This window comes from Brachybacterium sp. GCM10030268 (assembly GCF_042666305.1).
Classification (GTDB): domain Bacteria; phylum Actinomycetota; class Actinomycetes; order Actinomycetales; family Dermabacteraceae; genus Brachybacterium.
In genome coordinates, this window is sequence record NZ_JBHTCW010000001.1 from 459,068 (window position 1) to 479,811 (window position 20,744).

At 70.9% G+C, this 20,744-nt stretch carries 20 protein-coding genes; 10 read left to right on the top strand and 10 right to left on the bottom strand.

Translation table 11 applies throughout. The features are described 5' to 3' along the window. Positions 1-26 precede the first annotated feature (26 nt). Complete coding sequence (locus ACFQRD_RS02100) at positions 27-221, top strand: DUF3073 domain-containing protein (RefSeq protein ID WP_377016350.1); 195 nt, start codon at positions 27-29, stop codon at positions 219-221. Positions 222-307: 86 nt separating this feature from the next. Here the strand turns inward: ACFQRD_RS02100 and purM are convergent, their stop codons facing one another. The 7 genes from purM to ACFQRD_RS02135 form a co-directional block, all read right to left on the bottom strand. Beyond that, positions 308-1,471, bottom strand: coding sequence for a phosphoribosylformylglycinamidine cyclo-ligase (gene purM / locus ACFQRD_RS02105; RefSeq protein ID WP_377793336.1), 1,164 nt, complete (start codon positions 1,469-1,471; stop codon positions 308-310). After that, complete coding sequence (purF, locus tag ACFQRD_RS02110) at positions 1,468-2,958, bottom strand: amidophosphoribosyltransferase (RefSeq protein ID WP_377016346.1); 1,491 nt, start codon at positions 2,956-2,958, stop codon at positions 1,468-1,470. Before purF ends, purM begins: the two co-directional genes overlap by 4 nt. A gap of 145 nt (positions 2,959-3,103) precedes the next feature. Continuing rightward, positions 3,104-3,481 (bottom strand): hypothetical protein, encoded by a 378-nt coding sequence (locus tag ACFQRD_RS02115; RefSeq protein WP_377803402.1) that lies wholly within the window; start codon positions 3,479-3,481, stop codon positions 3,104-3,106. After that, entirely contained in the window at positions 3,478-4,275 is a 798-nt protein-coding gene (locus ACFQRD_RS02120; RefSeq protein WP_377793339.1) for a copper homeostasis protein CutC, read from the bottom strand. The genes ACFQRD_RS02115 and ACFQRD_RS02120 overlap by 4 nt, the downstream gene beginning before the upstream one ends. Then, complete coding sequence (locus ACFQRD_RS02125) at positions 4,272-4,676, bottom strand: sterol carrier family protein (protein WP_377793340.1); 405 nt, start codon at positions 4,674-4,676, stop codon at positions 4,272-4,274. Before ACFQRD_RS02125 ends, ACFQRD_RS02120 begins: the two co-directional genes overlap by 4 nt. Position 4,677: 1 nt before the next feature. Continuing rightward, positions 4,678-5,976, bottom strand: a complete 1,299-nt coding sequence (locus tag ACFQRD_RS02130; RefSeq protein ID WP_377016338.1) for an adenylosuccinate synthase — start codon at positions 5,974-5,976, stop codon at positions 4,678-4,680. 336 nt (positions 5,977-6,312) lie between these two features. Then, on the bottom strand, positions 6,313-6,741 hold the full coding sequence (locus ACFQRD_RS02135) for a DUF3151 domain-containing protein (RefSeq protein WP_377803403.1): 429 nt from the start codon (positions 6,739-6,741) through the stop codon (positions 6,313-6,315). A gap of 55 nt (positions 6,742-6,796) precedes the next feature. Between ACFQRD_RS02135 and ACFQRD_RS02140 the strand changes: the two genes are divergently transcribed. From ACFQRD_RS02140 to ACFQRD_RS02155, 4 genes are all read left to right on the top strand, one after another. Further along, a complete protein-coding gene (locus ACFQRD_RS02140) occupies positions 6,797-8,617 on the top strand; it encodes a phosphotransferase (protein ID WP_377803404.1) in 1,821 nt (606 codons plus the stop codon). A 56-nt stretch (positions 8,618-8,673) separates the two neighbouring features. Further along, the gene (gene dtd / locus ACFQRD_RS02145; protein WP_377803405.1) at positions 8,674-9,099 is read left to right on the top strand and encodes a D-aminoacyl-tRNA deacylase; all 426 of its coding nucleotides are present in this window, start codon (positions 8,674-8,676) and stop codon (positions 9,097-9,099) included. Positions 9,100-9,146: 47 nt separating this feature from the next. Next, positions 9,147-9,893 carry a phosphoglyceromutase gene (locus ACFQRD_RS02150; RefSeq protein WP_377016330.1) on the top strand — a complete coding sequence of 249 codons (747 nt, stop codon included), beginning with the start codon at positions 9,147-9,149 and terminating at the stop codon, positions 9,891-9,893. 174 nt (positions 9,894-10,067) lie between these two features. After that, positions 10,068-10,694 (top strand): C39 family peptidase, encoded by a 627-nt coding sequence (locus ACFQRD_RS02155; protein ID WP_377803406.1) that lies wholly within the window; start codon positions 10,068-10,070, stop codon positions 10,692-10,694. A 95-nt stretch (positions 10,695-10,789) separates the two neighbouring features. Here ACFQRD_RS02155 and ACFQRD_RS02160 read toward each other — a convergent pair whose 3' ends face one another. After that, entirely contained in the window at positions 10,790-12,451 is a 1,662-nt protein-coding gene (locus tag ACFQRD_RS02160) for a helicase HerA-like domain-containing protein (protein ID WP_377803407.1), read from the bottom strand. Positions 12,452-12,559: 108 nt separating this feature from the next. Between ACFQRD_RS02160 and ACFQRD_RS02165 the strand changes: the two genes are divergently transcribed. After that, positions 12,560-13,564 (top strand): acyltransferase domain-containing protein, encoded by a 1,005-nt coding sequence (locus ACFQRD_RS02165; protein WP_377803408.1) that lies wholly within the window; start codon positions 12,560-12,562, stop codon positions 13,562-13,564. Positions 13,565-13,601: 37 nt separating this feature from the next. On the opposite strand, the gene ACFQRD_RS02170 is transcribed toward ACFQRD_RS02165, so the two are convergent. Continuing rightward, a complete protein-coding gene (locus ACFQRD_RS02170; protein ID WP_377803409.1) occupies positions 13,602-14,213 on the bottom strand; it encodes a TetR/AcrR family transcriptional regulator in 612 nt (203 codons plus the stop codon). Positions 14,214-14,389: 176 nt separating this feature from the next. Between ACFQRD_RS02170 and ACFQRD_RS02175 the strand changes: the two genes are divergently transcribed. The 4 genes from ACFQRD_RS02175 to ACFQRD_RS02190 all read left to right on the top strand — a co-directional run bounded on the left by ACFQRD_RS02175 (position 14,390) and on the right by ACFQRD_RS02190 (position 18,700). Then, entirely contained in the window at positions 14,390-16,216 is a 1,827-nt protein-coding gene (locus ACFQRD_RS02175) for an MDR family MFS transporter (RefSeq protein ID WP_377803410.1), read from the top strand. Between the two features lie 107 nt (positions 16,217-16,323). After that, the gene (locus ACFQRD_RS02180; RefSeq protein WP_377803411.1) at positions 16,324-17,436 is read left to right on the top strand and encodes a GNAT family N-acetyltransferase; all 1,113 of its coding nucleotides are present in this window, start codon (positions 16,324-16,326) and stop codon (positions 17,434-17,436) included. A gap of 70 nt (positions 17,437-17,506) precedes the next feature. Continuing rightward, positions 17,507-17,971 (top strand): hypothetical protein, encoded by a 465-nt coding sequence (locus ACFQRD_RS02185; protein WP_377803412.1) that lies wholly within the window; start codon positions 17,507-17,509, stop codon positions 17,969-17,971. 123 nt (positions 17,972-18,094) lie between these two features. Continuing rightward, positions 18,095-18,700 carry a hypothetical protein gene (locus tag ACFQRD_RS02190; protein WP_377803413.1) on the top strand — a complete coding sequence of 202 codons (606 nt, stop codon included), beginning with the start codon at positions 18,095-18,097 and terminating at the stop codon, positions 18,698-18,700. Positions 18,701-19,011: 311 nt separating this feature from the next. Here the strand turns inward: ACFQRD_RS02190 and guaA are convergent, their stop codons facing one another. Next, positions 19,012-20,613 carry a glutamine-hydrolyzing GMP synthase gene (guaA, locus tag ACFQRD_RS02195; protein ID WP_377803414.1) on the bottom strand — a complete coding sequence of 534 codons (1,602 nt, stop codon included), beginning with the start codon at positions 20,611-20,613 and terminating at the stop codon, positions 19,012-19,014. Positions 20,614-20,744 lie beyond the last annotated feature (131 nt).

A 20,744-nucleotide genomic window follows, 5' to 3' on the forward strand; every position in this document is an offset into this window, starting at 1 on the left:
CAGCCGACGCACAGGGGGTCAGTTCCATGGGTCGCGGCCGACAGAAAGCCAAGCACACCAAGGTGGCACGGGACCTCAAGTACTACAGCCCGCCCACGGACCTCACCGCGCTGCAGCGAGAGCTGCAGTCCGAGCGGAGCGAGGGCGCTGACGGCGACGACCTGGCCGAGGGCAGTGACGACTGGGCCGATGAGGATGCGCAGTCCGCACGCCGTCGCTGAGGACTGGCCACCACCGTGACGATGATCGAGGGTCGACCCACCGGGTCGGCCCTCGAGTCGTATCCGGCCATTTTCCTCAGGGCCCCTCAGGTCCAGCCGGGATGCTGACCGGCGAGCATGACGGATCCGCCCTCGACTCCCTTGGCGCCGGCGACGACCTGCTCCAGCGGTGAGCCGGGCTCCGGCAGGGAGTCCTCCCCGACGATCTCTCCGATCACGCGTGCGCCCAAGCCGCGGGCGGAGAGCACGGCGAGGGTCGCCTCCACCTGCTCGGCGTCGACCACGGCGACCATCCCGATGCCCATGTTCAGCGTGCCTTCGAGGTCTGTCTGCGGCACCGACCCCCACCGGGCGATCCGGGCGAACACCGCGCCCGGCTCCCAGGTGGAGCGGTCCAGGCGCGCGGCGAGCCCGGCGGGCATGACTCGGGCGAGGTTGGCGGCCAGTCCGCCACCGGTGACGTGGCTGAGGGCGTGGACCGCCCCGGCGGAGCGGGGATCGGCCAGCACTGCCAGCACGTCGGCGGCGTAGATGCGGGTGGGTTCGAGGATCTCCTCGCCCAGCGTGCGCGAGAAGTCTTCGATATGCGTCTGCAGTCCGAGGCCCTGGGCGGCTATCACGGCGCGCACCAGCGAGTACCCGTTCGAGTGCAGACCGGAGGCGTCCATCCCGATCACCACATCGCCGCGGCGCACGCGGTCCGGACCCAGCAGGGAATCGGCCTCGACCACACCGACCGCGGCGCCTGCGACGTCGTAGTCCTCGGGCGCCATCAGGCCCGGATGCTCGGCCGTCTCGCCGCCGACGAGCGCGCAGCCGGCGAGCCGGCAGCCCTCGGCGATCCCGCGCACCACGTCGGCGATCCGCTCGGGAACCACCTTGCCGCAGGCGATGTAGTCGGTCATGGCCAGCGGGGCGGCGCCGACCACCACGATGTCGTCGACGACCATGCCGACGAGGTCGCGGCCGATGGTGTCGTGCACGTCGAGCTCACGGGCGATCGCGATCTTGGTGCCGACCCCGTCCGTCGACGAGGCCAGCAGCGGCCGCCGGTAGTCCTTCAGGGCGCTGACGTCGACGAGTCCGGCGAAGGCGCCGATCCCGCCGAGCACCTCGGGGCCGTGGGTGGCGGCCACGGCTTCCTTCATCAGTTCCACCGCGCGGTCGCCGGCGGCGGTGTCGACCCCGGACCCCGCATAGGTGATGGCGGGATCCGCATCTCTGCTGGTGCTGGCGCTGGTGGTGTTCATGCGTCCTTCCCGGCGACGGCGAGCTCAGGATCAGGCTGAGCGAGGATCCCCTGCGTCCTGGCGACGGGCTCGGGAAGCGACATCGGGTACTTGCCGGAGAAGCAGGCGGTGCACAGCGAATCGGCGGGCTGCTCGGTGGCGGCGACCATGCCCTCCTCGGAGATGTAGCCCAGCGAGTCCGCCCCGAGCGAGCGGGCGATCTCCTCGAGGTCCAGCCCGTTGGCGATGAGCTCGGCACGGGAGGCGAAGTCGATGCCGAAGAAGCAGGGCCAGCGCACCGGCGGAGAGGAGATCCGGACGTGGACCTCCGCCGCGCCGGCCTCCCGCAGCATCCGCACCACGGCGCGCTGGGTGTTGCCCCGCACGATGGAGTCGTCGACGACCACGAGCCGCTTGCCCTCGATGACCTCGCGCAGCGGATTCAGCTTCAGCCGGATGCCCAGCTGCCGGATGGTCTGGCTGGGCTGGATGAACGTGCGGCCGACGTAGGCGTTCTTGACCATGCCCTGGCCGTACGGGATGCCCGACTCCTGCGCGTAGCCGATGGCCGCGGGGGTGCCGGATTCCGGGGTGGGGATCACGAGGTCCGCTTCGACGGGGTGCTCGCGGGCGAGGCGGCGACCCATCTCGGTGCGGGCCTCGTTCACCGAACGGCCGGCGATGTGGGTGTCGGGACGGGCGAGATAGGCGTACTCGAACACGCAGCCCTTGGGCCGCGAGTCCATGACCTGTTCGCTGCGCAGCCCCTGCTCGTCGATGACGATCATCTCGCCGGGAGCGACCTCGCGCACGAAGCTGGCCCCGCAGATGTCCAGGGCGGCGGTCTCGGAGGCCACCACCCAGCCGCGCTCGAGGCGGCCGAGGACCAGCGGGCGGATGCCCTGCGGGTCGCGTGCCGCGTACAGGGCGGTCTCGCTGAGCAGGGTGAAGCAGTAGGCGCCGTGCAGTCGCGGCATGAGATCGCGCAGCGCGCTCTCGAGCGTGCCCTCGGTGTTCAGCAGCGCGGAGACCAGGGCGGTGTCGGTCGTGTTGCCACGCGCCAGCTCACCGGTGCGGGGCCTGCCGTGGCGCTCCTCGACCAGCGCCAGCAGCTCGTCGGTGTTGATGATGTTGCCGTTGTGGGCGAGGGCGACCGTGCCGTCGGGCCGAGGGCCGAGCGTGGGCTGGGCATTGGACCAGACGGAGCCGCCGGTCGTGGAGTAGCGGGTGTGCCCGATCCCGATGTGCCCCTGCAGCGTCTCCAGGGAGGCTTCGTCGAACACCTGCGAGACCAGGCCCATGTCCTTGTAGACCAGGATCTGGGATCCGTCGGAGGTGGCGATGCCTGCCGACTCCTGGCCGCGGTGCTGGAGGGCGTACAGACCGTAGTAGGTCAGCTTCGCGATGTCCTCCCCTGGGGCGAACACGCCGAAGACCCCGCAGGAATCCTGCGGGCCCTTCTCCCCGGGGAGCAGGTCATGGGAGAGATTGCCGTCGCCGCGTGCCACTGGTCCATGATGGCACACCCCGGCAGCTGTGCTCGCGGCGTCGCTCGGCGAGCCGACGGGGCGCTCGTGGGCCGGCAGGTCAGCGGCCCCTCGGCGAGATCCGCAGTGGCTGTCAGCGGCCCCTCGGCGGGATGTGCAGTGTGTGTCAGCGGTCCCGTCGCCCGTGCCGGCGGTGCCTGATCGCATCGACCAGAGCGGCGATGGCCGCCAGGGGCAGGCCGATGAAGACCACGGCCAGGAGCACCAGGTTCAGGGCGGACCCCGCGTCCTCCAGGGGCAGCAGGGGCGCGGCGACCAGCGCGACCACGGCGGGCACCGCCAGGGCGAGTGCGACCCAGAAGCCCAGCGTGGGTGTGCGGCGGCGGCGCACATACAGCGTCGTCGCCTCCGGGTCCGGGGCGGCGGGGCGTTCAGCGCCCTCGGGGTTCGCGGCGCTCTCGGGTGCCTCGTGGTTCCCGGCGCTCTCGTGGTTCCCGGCGCTCTCGGGCATCTCGCGGTTCTCGGGCATCTCGGAGGTGTTCACAGCTCTCCTGCGGTCTCGACCGCGGCGGCGACGATGGCCGGGTCGGTCTCGGTGTCGGGTGCGCCGTCCTCGCGCGCGGCGCCGGGGCGGCGGCGGGCGGAGAGGTGCACGTCGGTGACGCCGCTGCGGCGCACGAGGTCACCGATATCGGCCGGGCGGACTCCTCCCCCGGCGCAGATCGCCAGCAGGTCCTCCGCCGCATCGACCATGGCGGCGAGGTCGTCGGCCCCCTCCAGTGCACGTTCGGCGCCGCCGGAGCTGAGGACCCGGTGGAAGCCGAGGCCGAGCAGGGTGGTGACGGCCTCGGCGCGCTCCTCGCGCGAGCTCATCGCGTCGACGGCGCGATGGCAGGTCAGCGACACCCCGCGCACAGCTGCCTGGGCGGAGCGCAGGGCACCGTCACGGATCGTCTCGATCGCGGGGACGTCGAGCGCTCCCTCGGTGGTCAGCGCACCGAGCACGACACCGGCGGCTCCGGCGGCGACGGACTCCCCGGCCTGGGCGGCCATCAGGTCGACCTCGTCGGCGTCGACCACGAACTCTTCGGGTCTGCCGAGGAAGTCCACTCGGCCCGCGCGTGAACGGATCAGGACGTGCACGTCGAAGTGCGGCTTCGCGTCGGCGGCGGCCACCAGCTCGGACGCCCGCCGGGTGCACTGCTCGACCAGTTCGGGCGGAGGCGTCGTGCCCCCGCTGGCGAGGTCCACGCACAGTTCGACGCGGTCGGCCCCGGCGAGCGCGGCCACCTCGAGCCCGGCGAGGTCCTGCACGGCGATCTCGACGGCGATGCTCATGGAGTCTCCTTCTGGCGGGCGGTGCGCACGGTGCGGCGGGGTCCGGGCAGCGGCAGCAGCTCGGCGAGGTCGCTGCGTTCACCGCTGGCGCGGACGCGGCCGTCGGCCACGGCGTCGGCCCAGGTCGTCTCGCCGCTGACGAGAGCCAGCCAGGTGGCGGCGTCGGTCTCGACCACGGCGGGCGGGGTGCCGCGGGTGTGCCTCGTCCCGGCGATCGCCTGGACCGCCGCGTGCGGGGGCACGCGCAGTTCGACGGCGCCGCCGGGGAACTCCTCGGCGAACAGTTCCAGGGTGTGGCGGACGGCGGGGGCCAGCACGGAGCGGGCGGTGGTGGCGGGGTCCATGGCCCAGGCGGCGAGGGCCGCGCGCCCCGCGTCGGGATCGGTGCGGCGGGTCACCACGTCAGTGCGTCGCCCGCGGCAGCAGGTCGTGGACGACGATCGTGTCCGAGCGGTCCGGGCCGACGCCGATGGTGCTGATGCGGCACCCGGCGAGCTCCTCGAGCCGGCTGACGTAGGCGCGGGCGTTCTCGGGCAGCTCCTCGAAGGTGGAGCACTGCGAGAGGTCCTCGGTCCAGCCGGGCAGCGTCTCGTAGACGGGGACCGCGTGGTGGAACTCGGTCTGGGTCATCGGCATCTCGCGGTGGATGACCCCGTCGACGTCGTAGCCCGTGCAGATCGGGACCTCGTCGAGGCCGGTGAGCACGTCGAGCTTGGTCAGGACGATGTCGGTGAAGCCGTTGATGCGCACGGCGTGACGGATCATCAGCGCGTCGTACCAGCCGCAGCGGCGCGGGCGCCCGGTGTTGACGCCGACCTCGCCGCCGGTGGTCTGGAGGTACTCGCCCCACTTGTCCTCGAGCTCGGTGGGGAACGGCCCGGCGCCCACGCGGGTGGTGTACGCCTTGACGATCCCGACGACCCGGTCGATGCGGGTGGGGCCGACGCCGGTGCCCGTGCAGGCGCCGCCCGCGGTGGGGTTGGAGCTGGTGACGAAGGGGTAGGTGCCGTGGTCGACGTCGAGGTAGGTGGCCTGACCGCCCTCCATCAGCACCACCTCCTCGCGGTCCAGCGCGGAGTTCAGCATCTCGGTGGTGTCGACGACCATCGGGCGCAGGCGCTCGGCGTAGGACAGCAGGGAGGCCGTGACCTCCTCGATGTCCACCGACCGACGGTTGTACAGCTTGACCAGCAGCTCGTTCTTCTGGCGCAGCGCTCCCTCGACCTTCTGGCGCAGGATCGACTCGTCGTAGAGGTCCTGGACGCGGATGCCGAGGCGACCGACCTTGTCCATGTAGGCGGGGCCGATGCCGCGCCCGGTGGTGCCGATCGCGCGCTTGCCCAGGAAGCGCTCGGTGACCTTGTCGAGGGTCTGGTGGTACGGCGCGACGATGTGCGCGTTGGCGCTGATGCGCAGCCGCGACGTGTCCACGCCGCGCGCGGAGAGCATCTCGACCTCCTCGAACAGCGCCTCGAGGTTGATGACCACGCCGTTTCCGATCACCGGAGTGACATCCGGGGAGAGGATCCCTGCGGGCAGGAGCTTCAGCTCGAACTTCTCGCCGTCCACGACGACGGTGTGACCGGCGTTGTTGCCGCCGTTGGGTTTGACGACGTAGTCGACCCTGTCTCCGAGGAGATCGGTGGCCTTGCCCTTCCCCTCATCACCCCACTGGGCTCCGACGATCACGACGGCGGGCATGGCAACTCCTAGACGGGCGGAGACGGGTGGTGACGGACGGACAGCGGCACATCGCCCACGGGCGGTGACGCACCGTGGGCCGTGAGGACGGGAAGGAAGTGCGCGTGGATCGTACCAAGCACAGCCTTGATCCCGACGGGGCCCACGTGATCCCGACGGGGCCCGCAGCCGCGTCGGACCGGGCCTGTGGGCCCGGCCCGGCAGGCGCGACCGGCCCGGCAGGCGCGACCGGCCCGGCAGGCGCGACCGGCCCGGCAGGCGCGACCGGCCCGGCAGGCGCGACCGGCCCGGCAGGCGCGACTGGGTCGGCAGGCCGGCTCGGCTCGGACGGCCGGCTCAGCCCAGCAGGCTGGGATCGGCCTCGCGCAGGAACTCGGTGACCCGGTCCGCCTCGGCCTGGTCGCCGATGCGGCGAGAGGTCTCCCCCAGCATCGCCAGGGCCCGCAGGAAACCGCGGTTGGGCGCGTGGGAGGCGGGGACAGGACCCTGGCCGCGCCAGCCGGCCTTGCGCAGGGCGTCGAGGCCACGGTGATAGCCGGTCCGGGCGAAGGCGTAGGCGGTGACCTCGTCGCCGTCGGTCAGCGCGTCCTGAGCGAGGACGGCCCAGACCATCGGGGATTCGGGGTGACGGGCGGCGATCTCCCGCGGCTCCCCGTGCTCCGCGAGCTCGTCGGTGTCCTGGACATCGATGAAGTCGTCGGGCAGACGGGTCTCCGGAATGCCGAGGAGATTACCGCTGGTGAGGTTATCGGTACGATCAGCCATGCAAGCATCGTAGGCGCTGGCGCCTGATGACCACCCGGACCAGATAGAAACACCCATGTCACACACGCAGGACGGCTCGGAGCTGCTCACCGGACCCGGAGCCGGAGGACTGCTCCGCTCGGCCGTGGGCAACTCCGGCGGTGTGCTGCACAGTTGGCAGCTGGACCACGTCGATCATCGTCCCGGCCGCAGCACGAAGGCGCTCTACCGCACGATGGTCTCGTGGCCCGAGCTGGACGGACCGCAGGCCCCCGCCCGGGAAGAGCTGTTCGGGGCGAGCGCCCACATCGGCGAGCGTGAGAAGAACCTCTACGTCGCCGAGCAGACCCTGGTGATGACCGATGGCGACATCAACGTCCGCGTCTGGCGCTATCCCCACGACCCGTGGCTGCCGATGCTCCCGCAGGTCTGCTACCCCGACGTCGTCGGCCGCACCCTCCATGACCTCGGGGTGGCGATCGGCAGCGACCCCGACGTCCCGATCGCGATCGACGTCGTCTCCTACCGTCCCGGCCGGCGCGCGGTGCTGCGCGCCAGTCAGGGGGACCGGGCCGTGTTCCTGAAGGTCATGCAGCCTCATCGCAGCGGCGAGATCGTCGACCGGCATCAGCGGCTGCTCGCCGCCGGCGTCCCGGTCCCCGAGGTGCGCGCCCACCACGACGGTCTCGTCGTGCTCGAGGAGCTGCCCGGACGGCCGCTGGCCCGCGTCGTCATCGACGAGGGCGTCGAATCGTGCACCGCCCAGGATCTGGTCGCCCTGCTGGATCGGCTGCCGGCCTCGATGTATCCGCTGCCGCTGCGCCCGCCGTGGACGGACTCGGTCGAGTTCTACGCCGGGATCGTCGGCTCCTCGGTGCCCGCCCTCGGGCCGCGGCTGGATGCGCTCGTGCGCTCGATCCGCGACGGGCTGGCGGCGCTGGAACAGCGGATGGACATGCGCCCCCACGACGTGGTCCACGGCGACTTCTACGAGGCACAGGTCTTCGTGCAGAACGGCAAGGTGGTGGGTCTGCTCGATATCGACACGGTCGGTCCGGGCCGCCGCGCCGACGACCTGGCCTGCCTGCTCGCCCATCTCAGCGTCCTGGCCGACTACGGCAACGCCGGGCGCATCGATCGCGCGATGCAGGAGCGCGTCGAGGAGGCCATCGCCACCTGGCACGAGACGTTCGCCGAGCGCGTGGATCCCACCGAGCTGGCGCTGCGCTGCGCAGGCGTGGTGCTGTCCCTGGCCACCGGGCCCCATCGCCAGCAGGAGGCGGCGTGGGAAGCGGCCACCGAGGCGATCGTGCGGGTGGCCGAGGAATGGGTCGAGCGGGCGCGCGCCGCGGAGTCCCGCCGCATGGCGGCCGCCGCCGGGGACGCTCCCCCGCCCTCTCCCGCACCGTACGCCGGCCCACCCCGCCCGTCGGCCACGAGCGTCCCCAGCGGCCCCCCGCCCCGGGGCGCCACCGGCGTCCCGCCGGCGCCGCAGCAGCCGCCCGCAGCGCAGCCCGCGCGGCCCGCCCCCTCCGCGGCGACCGGCCAGCGACCGGCTCCCCCGGCTCAGCCGCCTCCCTCCCACGGGACTGCCGCGCCGTCGCAGCCCCAGCAGCAGAACGTGCCGCCCGGATACCAGGCACCGAACGGCGCAGCACCCGCGAGGCGTCCCGCTCCCCCGCAGCCGCCGGCGGCCGCGCAGCAGCACCCGCCGCAGTCCCCGGCTGCCGCGGCCGGCCAGGCGACCACGCAGCAGCAACCCCCGGCTGCCGCAGCCGGGCAGGCGACCACGCAGCCCATCCCGCTGCGTGATCGGCCGGACGCCGGTGACACCGTCGACAGCGGTGACGACTCCCCCACGCAGGAGCGTCGGATCGGGTCGATCCTGCCCGGATGAGGGCGGTCCTCCCCGGCTGACTGCACGTGGTTCGGCACCTGTGCCACGATCGGCCCATGCGTGCAGTGATCCAGCGAGTCGATGGTGCCCAGGTCGAGGTCGACGGAGAGGTGATCGGCGCGGTCGAGGGCGAGGGACTGGTCGCTCTGGTCGGCGTCACGCACGAGGACGGTCCCGAGCAGGTCGCGACCATCGCGCGCAAGATCTGCGAGCTGCGCCTCCTCACCGGCGAGCGCTCCGTGCTCGATGCCGGCGCTCAGGTGCTGGTCATCTCGCAGTTCACGCTCTACGCGGACGTGCGCAAAGGGCGGCGGCCGTCCTGGAACGGGGCGGCCCCCGCTGCGGTCGCCGAGCCGCTGGTGGAGCAGGTCGTCGAGGCGATCCGGCAGCGCGGGGTGAGCGTCGCGACCGGGCGCTTCGGCGCGCACATGCGCGTCGGCCTCACGGGCGATGGACCGGTGACCATCCTCGTCGAGGCGTGAATGGACCACGCCCGACGACCTCGAGGCTCTCCCGTACCCTGGGGACCATGACCTACACACTCGTGCTGCTCCGCCACGGCGAGAGCGACTGGAATGCGAAGAACCTGTTCACCGGATGGGTCGACGTGGCCCTGACCGAGAAGGGCGAGAAGGAGGCCATCGCCGGCGGCACCCTCATGAAGGAGGCCGGCATCCTCCCGGACGTCGTCCACACCTCCCTCCAGCGCCGCGCCATCATGACCGCGAACCTCGCCCTGGACGAGGCCGACCGGCACTGGATCCCCGTCAAGCGCGACTGGCGCCTGAACGAGCGCCACTACGGCGCTCTGCAGGGCCTGGACAAGTCGGAGATCCGCGAGAAGTACGGCGAGGAGCAGTTCATGGCCTGGCGCCGCTCCTACGACACTCCCCCGCCGGAGATCGAGTTCGGCAGCGAGTTCAGCCAGGACCAGGATCCGCAGTACGCGGACCTCGGTGATCAGCTGCCCAAGTCGGAGTGCCTCAAGGACGTGGTCGAGCGCTTCCTGCCGTACTGGGAGGAGGGCATCAAGCCCGACCTGACCGACGGCAAGGTGGTCCTGATCGCGGCCCACGGCAACTCGCTGCGCGCGCTGGTGAAGTACCTCGACGGCATCTCCGACGAGGAGATTCCCGGCCTGAACATCCCCACCGGCCAGCCGCTGGTCTACGAGCTCGACGAGAACTTCGAGCCCGTCGCCAAGGGCGGGCGCTACCTCGACCCGGTCGCCGCGAAGGCCGCCGCCGAGGCCGTCGCCAACCAGGGCAAGAAGTGACCGTCGGCCGCTGACTGCGTCGCAGCGTCCGTCGGCTCGCGTCGGAACGCACGGCGACGACATGGTGAACGCCCCCGGGTTCCGCCCCGGGGGCGTTCGTCGTCCCCGTAGCGTGATCAGGCCGGCCGGCTCCGGTACGGCACGTCCTCCGACACCCCCTGGAAAGGGAATGCCATGACGATGATCGCTCCCGACCGCAGAACGTTCTTCCGGACCCTCGGCGTTACCGCGCTGGCCGGCCTCGGCGCCACGACGCTGGCCCCGTCGGCCTCCGCTGCGGGCGAGTCGCTGCTGCCGACGACCTACCTCCAGCAGCCCAACTTCTTCTACTGCGGTCCCACCGCGGTGTGGATCGCGCTGAGCGCGAAGGTGCAGCCGCCGAGCCTGGACACGCTGGCCGCGGAGCTCGGCACCACGTCGGCTGGCACGAACTTCGGCGCCATCTCCCCCGTGCTGACCAATCGCCTGCCGGGCGCCGTCTACCGTGACCAGTGGATGGCCGGGACCGGAGCGAGCGAGGCCGATGCGAGCCTGCTGTGGGACCGGGCGGTCACCAACGTCGACGCGGGCTACGCGACCGTGTGCAACTGGTGGGTCCTGGCCGGGCAGTACCCGAGCTGGGGCGGCAACGCCAGCGACATCTTCCACTTCGTGACGATCGACGGCTACGACACCGAGTACCGGACGCTGCGTGTGGCCGATCCCGCCGGGGCCACGCTCGTCTCCGGCCTGCCTGCCCACCATTGGCTGACCCCGCAGCAGGTCGCGGGCTACTGCGCGGGGCGCGGCTACTTCTGGTGACCCCGATTCCCGGCGTCCGCCGCTGATCCTCCCGTGCTGACCGGCTCATCAGGCTGGCTCGACCCGGCGATCAGCGGCGACGCCCGGGCCGGTGGTCAGCGGCGACGCTTGGTGCCGAACAGTCCGCGGGTGACCTCGCGCCCCAGCGCGGTCCCGGCCGAGCGCAGGAACGACCTCACGGCGGGATTGTCGAACAGGCCCGTGTCCTTCGACGAGGAACGGGAGGATCTGCCGCGCGGGGAGGACTTCTCCGAGCCTGCCCGGGTGGAGGACTCGTCCTCGTCCGCCGGTGCACTCTCCTCGGTGCGGGACGCCTTCTCCTGCGCATCGGCCTGCTTCTCCGCACGGGCGGCGAGAACCTCGTAGGCGGACTCGCGGTCGACCACCTCGCCGTACTTCTCCGTGAGTTCGGAGGCCGCCACGCAGTCGGAGATGGCCTTCTCCCCCGCGGGCTCCATGGAGGACTCCGGGGCGCGCACCGCCGTGATCGCCACCGGCGTGGGGGCTCCCGTCTCGCTCATCACGGTCACGATGGCCTCACCGGTGCCCAGCGCCGGGATCACCTCGACCAGATCGTGCTCACTGGTGGGGAACGTGGACGCGGTGGCCTTCAGTGCCTTGGCATCGTCCGGGGTGAAGGCACGCAGAGCGTGCTGGACCCGGTTGCCGAGCTGGGCGAGCACGTCACCGGGGATGTCCTTGGGGGTCTGGGTGATGAAGAAGATGCCGACCCCCTTGGAGCGGATCAGGCGCACGGTCTGGACCACCTGATCCAGGAACGCCTCGGAGGCGTCCTTGAACAGCAGATGCGCCTCGTCCAGGAAGAACACCAGCTTGGGCACCTCGAGGTCGCCGACCTCGGGGAGGTCCTCGTACAGCTCGGCGAGCATCCACATCATGAAGGTCGAGAACAGCGCCGGCCGCGTGGCGACCCCGGGCAGCTCGAGGCAGGAGATGATCCCCGAGCCGTCCTCGGCATGGCGCAGCAGCTCCTGCGCGTCGAAGGCCGGCTCGCCGAAGAACACGTCCGCCCCGGAGGCCTCGAAGGCGGTCAGCGAGCGCAGGATGACCCCGGCGGTGGCGGTGGAGATCCCGCCGATGCCCTTGAGCTCGTCCTTGCCCTCGTCGGAGGTGAGGAATTGGATCAGGGCCCGCAGGTCCTTGAGGTCGAGCAGTCCCAGGCCCTGACTGTCAGCGTAGTGGAAGATCAGTCCCAGCGAGCTCTCCTGGGTCTCGTTCAACTCCAGCACCTTGGACATCAGCACCGGGCCGAAATCGCTGACGGTGGTGCGGATCGGCACTCCCTCGCCCTGCCCGCCGAGGGTGAAGAACTCCGTGGGCGCTGCGCGGGAGACCCACTCCTGGCCGCGCGCGGCGGCCCGGGCCGAGAGCTTCTCGGACTCCTCGCCGGGCACGGCGATACCCGAGAGGTCGCCCTTCATGTCCGCGACGAACACGGATGCGCCGGCGTGGGCGGCCTGCTCCGCGATCACCTGCAGGGTGCGCGTCTTGCCGGTGCCGGTCGCGCCGGCGATCAGCCCGTGCCGGTTCAGCATTCCCACGGCCAGGTTCACCGCCGCGGCGGGGTTCGGCTCGCCGTCCTCCAGCATCGCGCCGAGGTGGATACGGCCGCCCTCGAAGGCGTAGGCGTCCCTCACGGCGGCGGCCGACGGGCTCAGCTCGGCTCCCCCGCCGGGCGGGCCCGGGGCCGCAGCGGTCTGGTCCGGGGAGGCCGGGGCTGTCTTCTCGGTGTTCATGCTCGTGCTCCTCCTGCGTCGGCCGGGCCGACGGGCGCGTGGTGTCGACTCTGTGATCGTAGCGGCGCAGATCACAGAGGGCAGGCTGTCCCGGGATACGGTGAGCTCATGACCGAACGCCTCGATGCGCGCCCCGAGATCCTCGGCGATCCGCCCACCGCCGTCCGCCGCGACGACGAGCTCCCGGCCGACGCGATCGCCCAGATGCTGACCGCCCCGTCGGCCCCCGCCCTGATGGAGAAACTGGGCATCACGGGTCAGGACGCCGAGGAGCTCGCTCCCCTGCTGCCGCGTGCTGCGGAGGACGCGGAGATCCTCGCGGAGGTCACGCGGACGGCGAACCTGCTGCGGGCCGGCGCCGGGCTCACGACGCCGACCGTCGGCCTCGAGTCGTTCGCGCAGGCGCAGAATGCCCTGCAGGAGCGACTGGCGCCCGGCGAGGGCCTGATCGCGATCCTGGCGCACCTGGTCAGCACCAGCACGGTGCGCGAGTGGCACGCGGCGCGCGGCCTCACCGCGCAGCAGTCGTGGCTGGTCCTGGCCGACCTCGGCCAGCAGATGCGGGTCCACCGTCGCAGCAGCGGGCGCCTGGGGCTGCACCAGGTGGGGTGGACGGCGTTGAACTGGGCCGGGCGGCTGTTCCATCTGGGGCGGCTGCAGTTCGACCTGCACCGCATCGACGAGGGCACCGGGCGGGAACGCTGGGTGCTGGGTACACACATCCCTGCCGACGGCCCGCTGGATCCCGACGCCGTCGAGGACTCCTTCGCCCGCGCCACCGCGTTCTTCACCGAGCACTTCGGCGACCTCGACACCGCTCGCCCCGCCGATGCCCCTCGCTTCGGCCACGAGTTCCGCTGCGAGTCGTGGCTGATGAACCCTGTGCTCGTCGAGGAGCTCGGCGCGGAGTCGAACATCGGCGCGTTCGTCAGCCGCTGGGAGATCATCGACACCGCGCCGGGGGCCGACGGAGCTGCGTTCTTCGTCTTCGGTGTTCGCCCGCCCTACGATCCGGCCACGCTGCCGCGCTCCACCCGGCTCGAGCGCGCGGTCGCCGAGCGGCTGGCCGACGGCCGCGGTTGGGACAGCGGAACCGGCGCCCTGGTGCGCTGACCTCTGCGCTGGCTCGGCAGCGCCACGATCCCGCGCTCTAGAAGGGCACTCGCCCCGCATCGTGCAGGGCCACGACCTCGTCGAACGCCGTGACCAGGTCGATCCCGCGCGCCATGGAGACGGCGAATGCACTGCGGGTCAGGGCGAAGCCCAGCTGGACGGTGATCACCGCGCGCTCGTGCGCATCGGGCCCGTCGAAGGCCTCGGCCATGGCGTCGACCATCTCCGTCTGGACCGAGATCAGGTTGCCCGAGGAGATCGAGTGCAGTTTCGGCTCCCTCGCCATGACCTGCTTCTTCAGCTCTCGCAGGCTGGGATCGGCCGGTGTCGACCCCAGCGCTTCCCGCAGCACCGAACGCAGCGCGTCCCGCGTGCCGGAGCGCACGATCCGCTCGTGCAGGCTCTCGACCAGCCTCTCCCCCTCCCCGGAGAGGATGCCGAGGATCGCGGACTCCTTGGTGCTCCAGTGGTTGAAGAAGGTGCGGGTCGAGACGCCGGCGCGCGCGGCGATCATGTCGGCCGTCACGTTCGACAGCCCCTCCTCGAGCACCAGCTCGAGCGCGGCGCGGTGCATGGCGACCCTGGTCAGGCGCTTCTTGCGCTCTCGCAGGCCCATGGAGGCCTCATCAGATGTCTCGTCGTCGTTCACGTGCCCATCGTAGTCCGCGATGTCACAGAAGTTGCACTGAGTGAAATAGTGCAGTGAATGCAACACTTGGTTAGAGTGGAGCGGTCGAGGCCCACCGATGTGCTGCGACCCCCGGACGCGTCCAGCCACGTCCGGATCCTTAAGCTTCGTCCCTTCGACTCTCCCCGAGGAGCTCAGTGAGCACTGCAACGACCCCGGCGGCGCCCGACGGCACCGCCCCCACCGCCTTCACCGGCCTGGACCGCACGGGCAAACTCGTCTTCGCCGGCCTGATGCTGGGGATGTTCGTCGCATCCCTGTCCCAGACCATCGTCGGCCCCGCCATGCCGCGCATCGTCGCCGAGCTCGGCGGCGTGGAGCACTACAACTGGATCGCCACCGCCGCGATGCTGGTCTCCGCCGTGGCCGTGCCGATCGTCGGCAAGCTCTCGGACCTCTACGGGCGCCGCTGGTTCTACCTCGGCGGCGTCGCCGTGTTCATGATCGGCTCGATCCTGGCCGGGATGTCCCAGGGCTTCTGGTTCCTGGTCTTCGCCCGCGCCGTCCAGGGCGCCGGCATGGGTACCATCCTGCCGCTGTCCCAGACGATCATCGGCGACATCATCCCCCCGCGCCAGCGCGGCAAGTACCAGGGCATCATGGGCGCCGTCTTCGGCGTGACCAGTGTGATCGGCCCGCTCATCGGCGGCACCGTCACCGACAACCTGGGCTGGCGCTGGCTGTTCTACCTCACGCTGCCCGTCGGCGTGGTCGCCTTCGTGTTCATCTGGAAGTTCCTCCACCTCGAGCGCGCGGCCCAGCACGGCAAGGTCGACCTGTGGGGCATCTCCACCCTCACCCCCGGCCTCGTGATCGCCCTGCTGGCCACCAGCCTCGGCGGCACGTCCTACGGCTGGGGCTCCTCGATCATCATCGGCATGTACGCCGTCGCGGCGCTGTTCCTGATCGCCTTCGTGCTGATCGAGAACCGCGTCGCCGAGCCGCTGCTGCCGATGCATCTGCTGACCCGCCCCATCGTGGCGCTGTCGGTGGCCGCGTCGTTCGCGATCGCCGTCGCCATGTTCGGCGCGATCATCTACATCCCGGTCTACGCGCAGGGCGTCCTGGGCGTCTCGGCCACCAACTCCGGGGCGATCCTCATCCCGCTGTCGGTGGCGATGATCCTGACCTCGATCGTGGTGGGCCTGCTCATCACGCGCCTGGGCAGCTACAAGGTGTTCCTCGTCCTCGGCGGCATCGTGCTGGTGACGGGCTACTGGCTGCTGACGCGCCTGCAGTACGGCGACTCGCAGTGGCACCTGACCCTGGCGATGATCGTCATCGGCCTCGGGCTGGGGCTGTGCATGCAGGTGTACACGCTGGTCGTGCAGAACGCCGTGCCTCAGCGGGAGCTCGGGGTGGCCACCGCCGCCGTCCAGTTCTTCCGCAACGTCGGCTCGACCATCGGCACCGCGGTGCTGGGCACCGTGATGACTGCGCAGATGGGCAGCTCCATCCGCGAGCAGATGCAGGCCCTGCCGGCCGAGCAGCAGGCCGCGCTGCAGCAGTCCGGCACCCAGATGGACGCTTCGCAGCTGGAGTCCGCCGTGCTCGATCCCGACGCGCTCTCCCAGCTGCCCGGCTTCCTGGTGGAGCCGATCCGCATGGGCATGGGCGAGGCGATGCACGCCGTGTTCCTGACCGCGGTGCCGTTCGTCGCCGCGGCCCTGCTGCTCTCGCTGTTCGTCAAGCAGGTCCCGCTGCACAACACCCTGCACTCCGCCGACGACGCCGCTGCGAGCGCACCCGCCGGCGCCGGCCCCGCCGCGGAGGAGTTCGGCGAGGAGGAGCTGCTCAGCACCAGCACCGGGGCGATCGCCGCGGTCGGGGCCACCGAATCGGTGACCGGCTCCGGCGACGGCCTCGAGACCAGCGGCACCGAGGGGTACGCGCGCTCCGGCGCCACCGGGCTCTCCGGCGCGACCGGATCCGGATCCGACGAGGACCAGCACACCGAACGCTGAGGTTCCCCGGACGAGGATAGAGAGAGAACGGGTCGGCGGCACCACCACGGTGCCGCCGGCCCGTTCTCTCTCTGCCGCGTCCACCGGCGGCGTGGGACCATGAACGGGTGCTTCTGACTGATCACTTCCCGCCCACGATGCCCGCCGCGCTCACCGGCTCCCTCACCACCCGGCTGCCGGTGGAGACCGACGTCGAATCGCTCGCCGAGCTGGTCACCCGAGACATCCGCTCCCACACGCCGGATGGCGTCGAGGATGTCGACGGGCTCCGCTCCCGGCTCGTGGGGCTGAGGTCGTGGGCCCGGCGACAGGTCGTCGTGGTCCCTTCCGCGCCCGACGGCTCCCCGACCCTGGATCAGCCACCGGTGGCCTGGGTGGCCGTCGAGGACCGGGCCGCGGGACGTTCGGACGTGCAGTTCGTCCTCGGCCGCGAGGTGCCCGAGCGGGACCAGCTGGCGGCGGCGCTGCTGGACTGGGCGGAGGAGGCGGCCGGGTCCTTCGCCCGCCATCGCGGCGTGAAGACCACCCAGCTCGACGTGAGCGCGCACGAGGCCGACACCGACCGCGCTCGGCTGCTCACCGCCGCGGGCTACACGATGATGCGCACCTGGCTGCACATGCGCCGCCCCGTCACGCTCGAGGAGACCGGGCCACCGCCGGCCACGCGGCCCGGTACCCGCGTGCGCCGCGTGCACTGCCACACCTCGGGTCTTCCGGTCGCACAGGACGTGCGCACCGTGCACCGGATGCTCGAGGAGTCCTTCGCCGATCACTTCAGCTCGTACCGGGAGTCCTTCGTCGAGTTCGCTCAGCGCCTGATCGAGGGGCCCGACGAGGCGGACTGGGACCACTGGTGGATCGCCGAGGTGGAGCGCGAGGGACGCTGGCTGCCCGCCGGAGGGCTGGTCACCGCCAAGCTGCGAGCGCGCCCGGAGCTCACCGATCCCGTGGCCCGCGGAGAGGGCACCTACCTCGAGTACCTCGGCGTGCACCGCTCCGCGCGGGGCCTGGGCATCGCGAAGGCGCTGCTGCGCGTGGCCATCGCCGATGCCGCAGAGCGCGGCCGCACCCACGTCGATCTCGAGGTCGACGCAGACTCCCCCACCGGCGCCGACGGGCTCTACGCGGCGATGGGATGGGAGACCTTCGAGCGCACCCAGTCCTGGCACGCCGGCGCCGAGGCGCACCCCTCCCGGCTGCTCGAGCCGCCGGAGGCCTGAGCGCGCGCCACGCTCGACCCGGGCACATCGCGCGCCCCGGGCCAGGCAACCTTCATTTACGATCCCCCGCATGGCCGTTCTCGATTTCCTCCGCCAGGCAACACCTCTCATCGCTCCCCTCATCACCGCTCTCCTCACGGTGCTTGGATTTCTTCGGGGGCGCAAGTCCCCTGCCGAAAAGTTGAGGGAGCGATGCAATGAACTCGCTGAACTGATCCCGAAAGTCTCGGACTGCCACCACGGACCGCTTGAGGCCGAGATCAGTGAATACGTCTCGGACCTCCGCGCGGAGTACCATTACCTGCGAGTTCGGAAGCTCAGCGGCACGACTGCCGCGACAGTCGTGTTCGTGGCGCTCGTCGGCGGAGGCTCTGTGGGACTTGCCCTTTGGGCATCGACCTGGTGGGCGTGGCTCGTCGCCTCGCCGGTCGCAATTTTCTGCCTGCTGCTCGAACTGGCGGGGGTCAGCCAGCTCTATGAGGTCCCAGCCAGCGACAACACATCTCCCAGACGAGCCCATCGCGCTAAGGCATGAGAGCTCATCAACGGTCAGGCGATGGCCGCAGTCCCGCATCATCACGGTCCCATCACGCCCGCCCGGAAAGGCATTCGAGTCCCTTACCCTCAAGGCATCGCCACACCTTCGAGGAGCTCCCGCATGCGCCGCACTATCCTGCCGTCGTCCCGCTGCGCGGCCGTGATGGCCGGCCTGGTGCTCGCCCTGGCTTCCTGCAGCTCTCCACCCGCCGACGATGAGTCTGCCGCACCTGAGACCACCACAGAGGCTTCAGCCAGTCCGACCGAGAACCCTGAGGCTGCAGGGCACAGCGAAGAACCCACCACCCAGCCAGCCGATAGCGGCCTGGTCGAGCTCGAGCTCGGCGACACCTTCACCACCGATCTCGGAAGCGAGATCACCGCGCACGAAGTCCGACTCAACATCCCCTACGACTGGGAGTCCGACGGTGGCGGCGCCTGGCATGCCGTCGATGTGTCCTACTGCCTGAGCGACACCGTGCCCGATGCGTACGCCTTCCAGAGCTTCACGATGGACTGGATCATGCGAACCGAGGAAGGGTACGTGCTCGATTTTCCGTCTTCTCATTCGGATGACATCGTTCAGCCGCTGCTCGACCTCTACAGCGCAATGCCAGCCGCGAATGAGTGCTACCGAGGCTGGGTCCTAATCGACGGGCCACCTGACGTAGAGATCACCTCGGTCAGATTCCTTGAGGTCGACTGGGCGGTCTCGCCTTCTGAGTGACGGCGACCAGCTTTCCTCGGATCGAAGCGGACCTTTCCAGCGCCAGGAACCTTCCGATCGAATAAGATCGAATGCCGCCCACGATTTCCGTGGTTTCCAACCCGCTGTCGAGGACCGAACCGCTGCCAGAGCCAGCGACGCGAGGAAAAGTCACTCTAGGGCGAAACCTAAGAGACAACCGGTGATGCCGCGCCCCCATCGAACCCAACCTCATGAACATGCCTACTCACAAAGATCTGCCAATGGCATCAAGACGGGATTTGGCGCGCCCGCGCGATATTAGACATACGTGGCTCTACTGGCCGGGAGGCTCACTCCCACTCGATGGTCCCCGGCGGCTTGCTGGTGATGTCCAGCGCCACTCGGGTGACCTCGGCGACCTCGTTGGTGATGCGGGTGGAGATGCGGCCGAGGACCTCGTAGGGCACCTTGGCCCAGTCCGCGGTCATGGCGTCGTCGCTGGTGACCGGGCGCAGCACCACCGGGTGGCCGTAGGTGCGGCCGTCACCCTGGACGCCGACGGAGCGCACGTCGGCCAGCAGCACCACGGGGCACTGCCAGATGTCGCGGTCCAGGCCGGCGGCGGTGAGCTCGGCGCGGGCGATCGCGTCGGCCCTGCGCAGCACGTCCAGGCGCTCCTTGGTGACCTCGCCGATGATGCGGATGCCCAGGCCCGGCCCGGGGAACGGCTGGCGCCAGACGATCTCGTCGGGCAGGCCCAGCTGGGAGCCGACGGCGCGCACCTCGTCCTTGAACAGGGTGCGCAGCGGCTCGACCAGCTCGAAGTTGAGATCCTCCGGCAGGCCGCCGACGTTGTGGTGGCTCTTGATGTTCGCGGCGCCCTCCCCGCCGCCGGACTCGACGACGTCGGGGTACAGCGTGCCCTGGACCAGGAAGGCCTTCGCCTCGGCGTGCGCCTCGCCGCCCTCGTCCTCGATGACGCCGCGCTCGCGGAGGATGTCCGCCTGGGCCTGCTCGAAGGTGCGGATGAACTCGCGGCCGATGATCTTGCGCTTCTGCTCGGGGTCATCGACCCCGGCGAGTGCGGTGAGGAACTGCTCCTCGGCGTCGACGACGACGAGCTTCGCGCCGCCGGTGGACTCGCCGAAGGTCTTCTCGATCTGCGCGGATTCGTCCTGCCGCATCAGGCCGTGGTCGACGTAGACGCAGGTGAGGCGGTCGCCGATGGCGCGCTGGACCAGCGCGGCGGCGACGGCGGAGTCGACACCGCCCGAGAGCGCGCAAATGGCGGTGCCCTCCCCGACCTGCTCACGGACCCGCTCGACCTGCTCGTCGATGACGTTGCCGGTGGTCCAGGTCGGCTCGAGGCCCGCCCCGCGGTACAGGAAGTTCTCCAGCACCTCCTGGCCGCGGTCGGAGTGGCCGACCTCGGGGTGCCACTGCACGCCGTACAGGCACTTCTCGGGGTGCTCGAAGGCGGCGACCGGGCTGCCTGCGGAGGTCGCGATGACGCGGAAGCCCTCGGGAGCCGCAGTCACGGAGTCGCCGTGGCTCATCCAGATGTTCTGATCGACATCCTGGTCGGACAGCAGCTGCGAGGCAGAATCGACGGCCTCCAGACGGGTCGCGCCGTACTCGCGCACACCCGTCGGAGCGACGGTGCCCTCCAGGGCCGCTGCCATCGACTGGAAGCCGTAGCAGAGCCCGAGCACGGGCACGCCCGCGGTCAGCAGCTCGGGATCCAGGCGCGGGGCGCCCTCCTCGTAGACGGAGCTGGGCCCGCCGGAGAGGATGATCGCGCGCGGCTGCCTGGCGAGGATCTCCGCGGCCGGCGTCGTATGCGGGACGACCTCGGAGTAGATGCGGGCCTCGCGGACTCGGCGGGCGATGAGCTGGGCGTACTGGGCGCCGAAGTCGACGACGAGGACGGGGCGCTGATCGGTGTCGGTCACCCTCCGAGTCTACGGGCGCGCCGCGCCGTCAGGGTGCTCCGTCCGGGTGCGGGCGGCGCAATGCTCGTCACGCTGGCAAGGCGTGGCACGCAAAGGCGGCCAGGGCTGGATCGGCGGCTGCGGGCGGAGCG

Bases quoted from the DNA above. Each gene is read 5' to 3' on its own strand.
- ACFQRD_RS02100 (WP_377016350.1), top strand. From the start codon at position 27: ATGGGTCGCGGCCGACAGAAAGCCAAGCACACCAAGGTGGCACGGGAC.
- purM (WP_377793336.1), bottom strand. From the start codon at position 1,471: ATGAACACCACCAGCGCCAGCACCAGCAGAGATGCGGATCCCGCCATC.
- ACFQRD_RS02120 (WP_377793339.1), bottom strand. From the start codon at position 4,275: ATGAGCATCGCCGTCGAGATCGCCGTGCAGGACCTCGCCGGGCTCGAG.
- ACFQRD_RS02130 (WP_377016338.1), bottom strand. From the start codon at position 5,976: ATGCCCGCCGTCGTGATCGTCGGAGCCCAGTGGGGTGATGAGGGGAAG.
- ACFQRD_RS02135 (WP_377803403.1), bottom strand. From the start codon at position 6,741: ATGGCTGATCGTACCGATAACCTCACCAGCGGTAATCTCCTCGGCATT.
- ACFQRD_RS02140 (WP_377803404.1), top strand. From the start codon at position 6,797: ATGTCACACACGCAGGACGGCTCGGAGCTGCTCACCGGACCCGGAGCC.
- dtd (WP_377803405.1), top strand. From the start codon at position 8,674: ATGCGTGCAGTGATCCAGCGAGTCGATGGTGCCCAGGTCGAGGTCGAC.
- ACFQRD_RS02150 (WP_377016330.1), top strand. From the start codon at position 9,147: ATGACCTACACACTCGTGCTGCTCCGCCACGGCGAGAGCGACTGGAAT.
- ACFQRD_RS02155 (WP_377803406.1), top strand. From the start codon at position 10,068: ATGACGATGATCGCTCCCGACCGCAGAACGTTCTTCCGGACCCTCGGC.
- ACFQRD_RS02160 (WP_377803407.1), bottom strand. From the start codon at position 12,451: ATGAACACCGAGAAGACAGCCCCGGCCTCCCCGGACCAGACCGCTGCG.
- ACFQRD_RS02165 (WP_377803408.1), top strand. From the start codon at position 12,560: ATGACCGAACGCCTCGATGCGCGCCCCGAGATCCTCGGCGATCCGCCC.
- ACFQRD_RS02185 (WP_377803412.1), top strand. From the start codon at position 17,507: ATGGCCGTTCTCGATTTCCTCCGCCAGGCAACACCTCTCATCGCTCCC.
- ACFQRD_RS02190 (WP_377803413.1), top strand. From the start codon at position 18,095: ATGCGCCGCACTATCCTGCCGTCGTCCCGCTGCGCGGCCGTGATGGCC.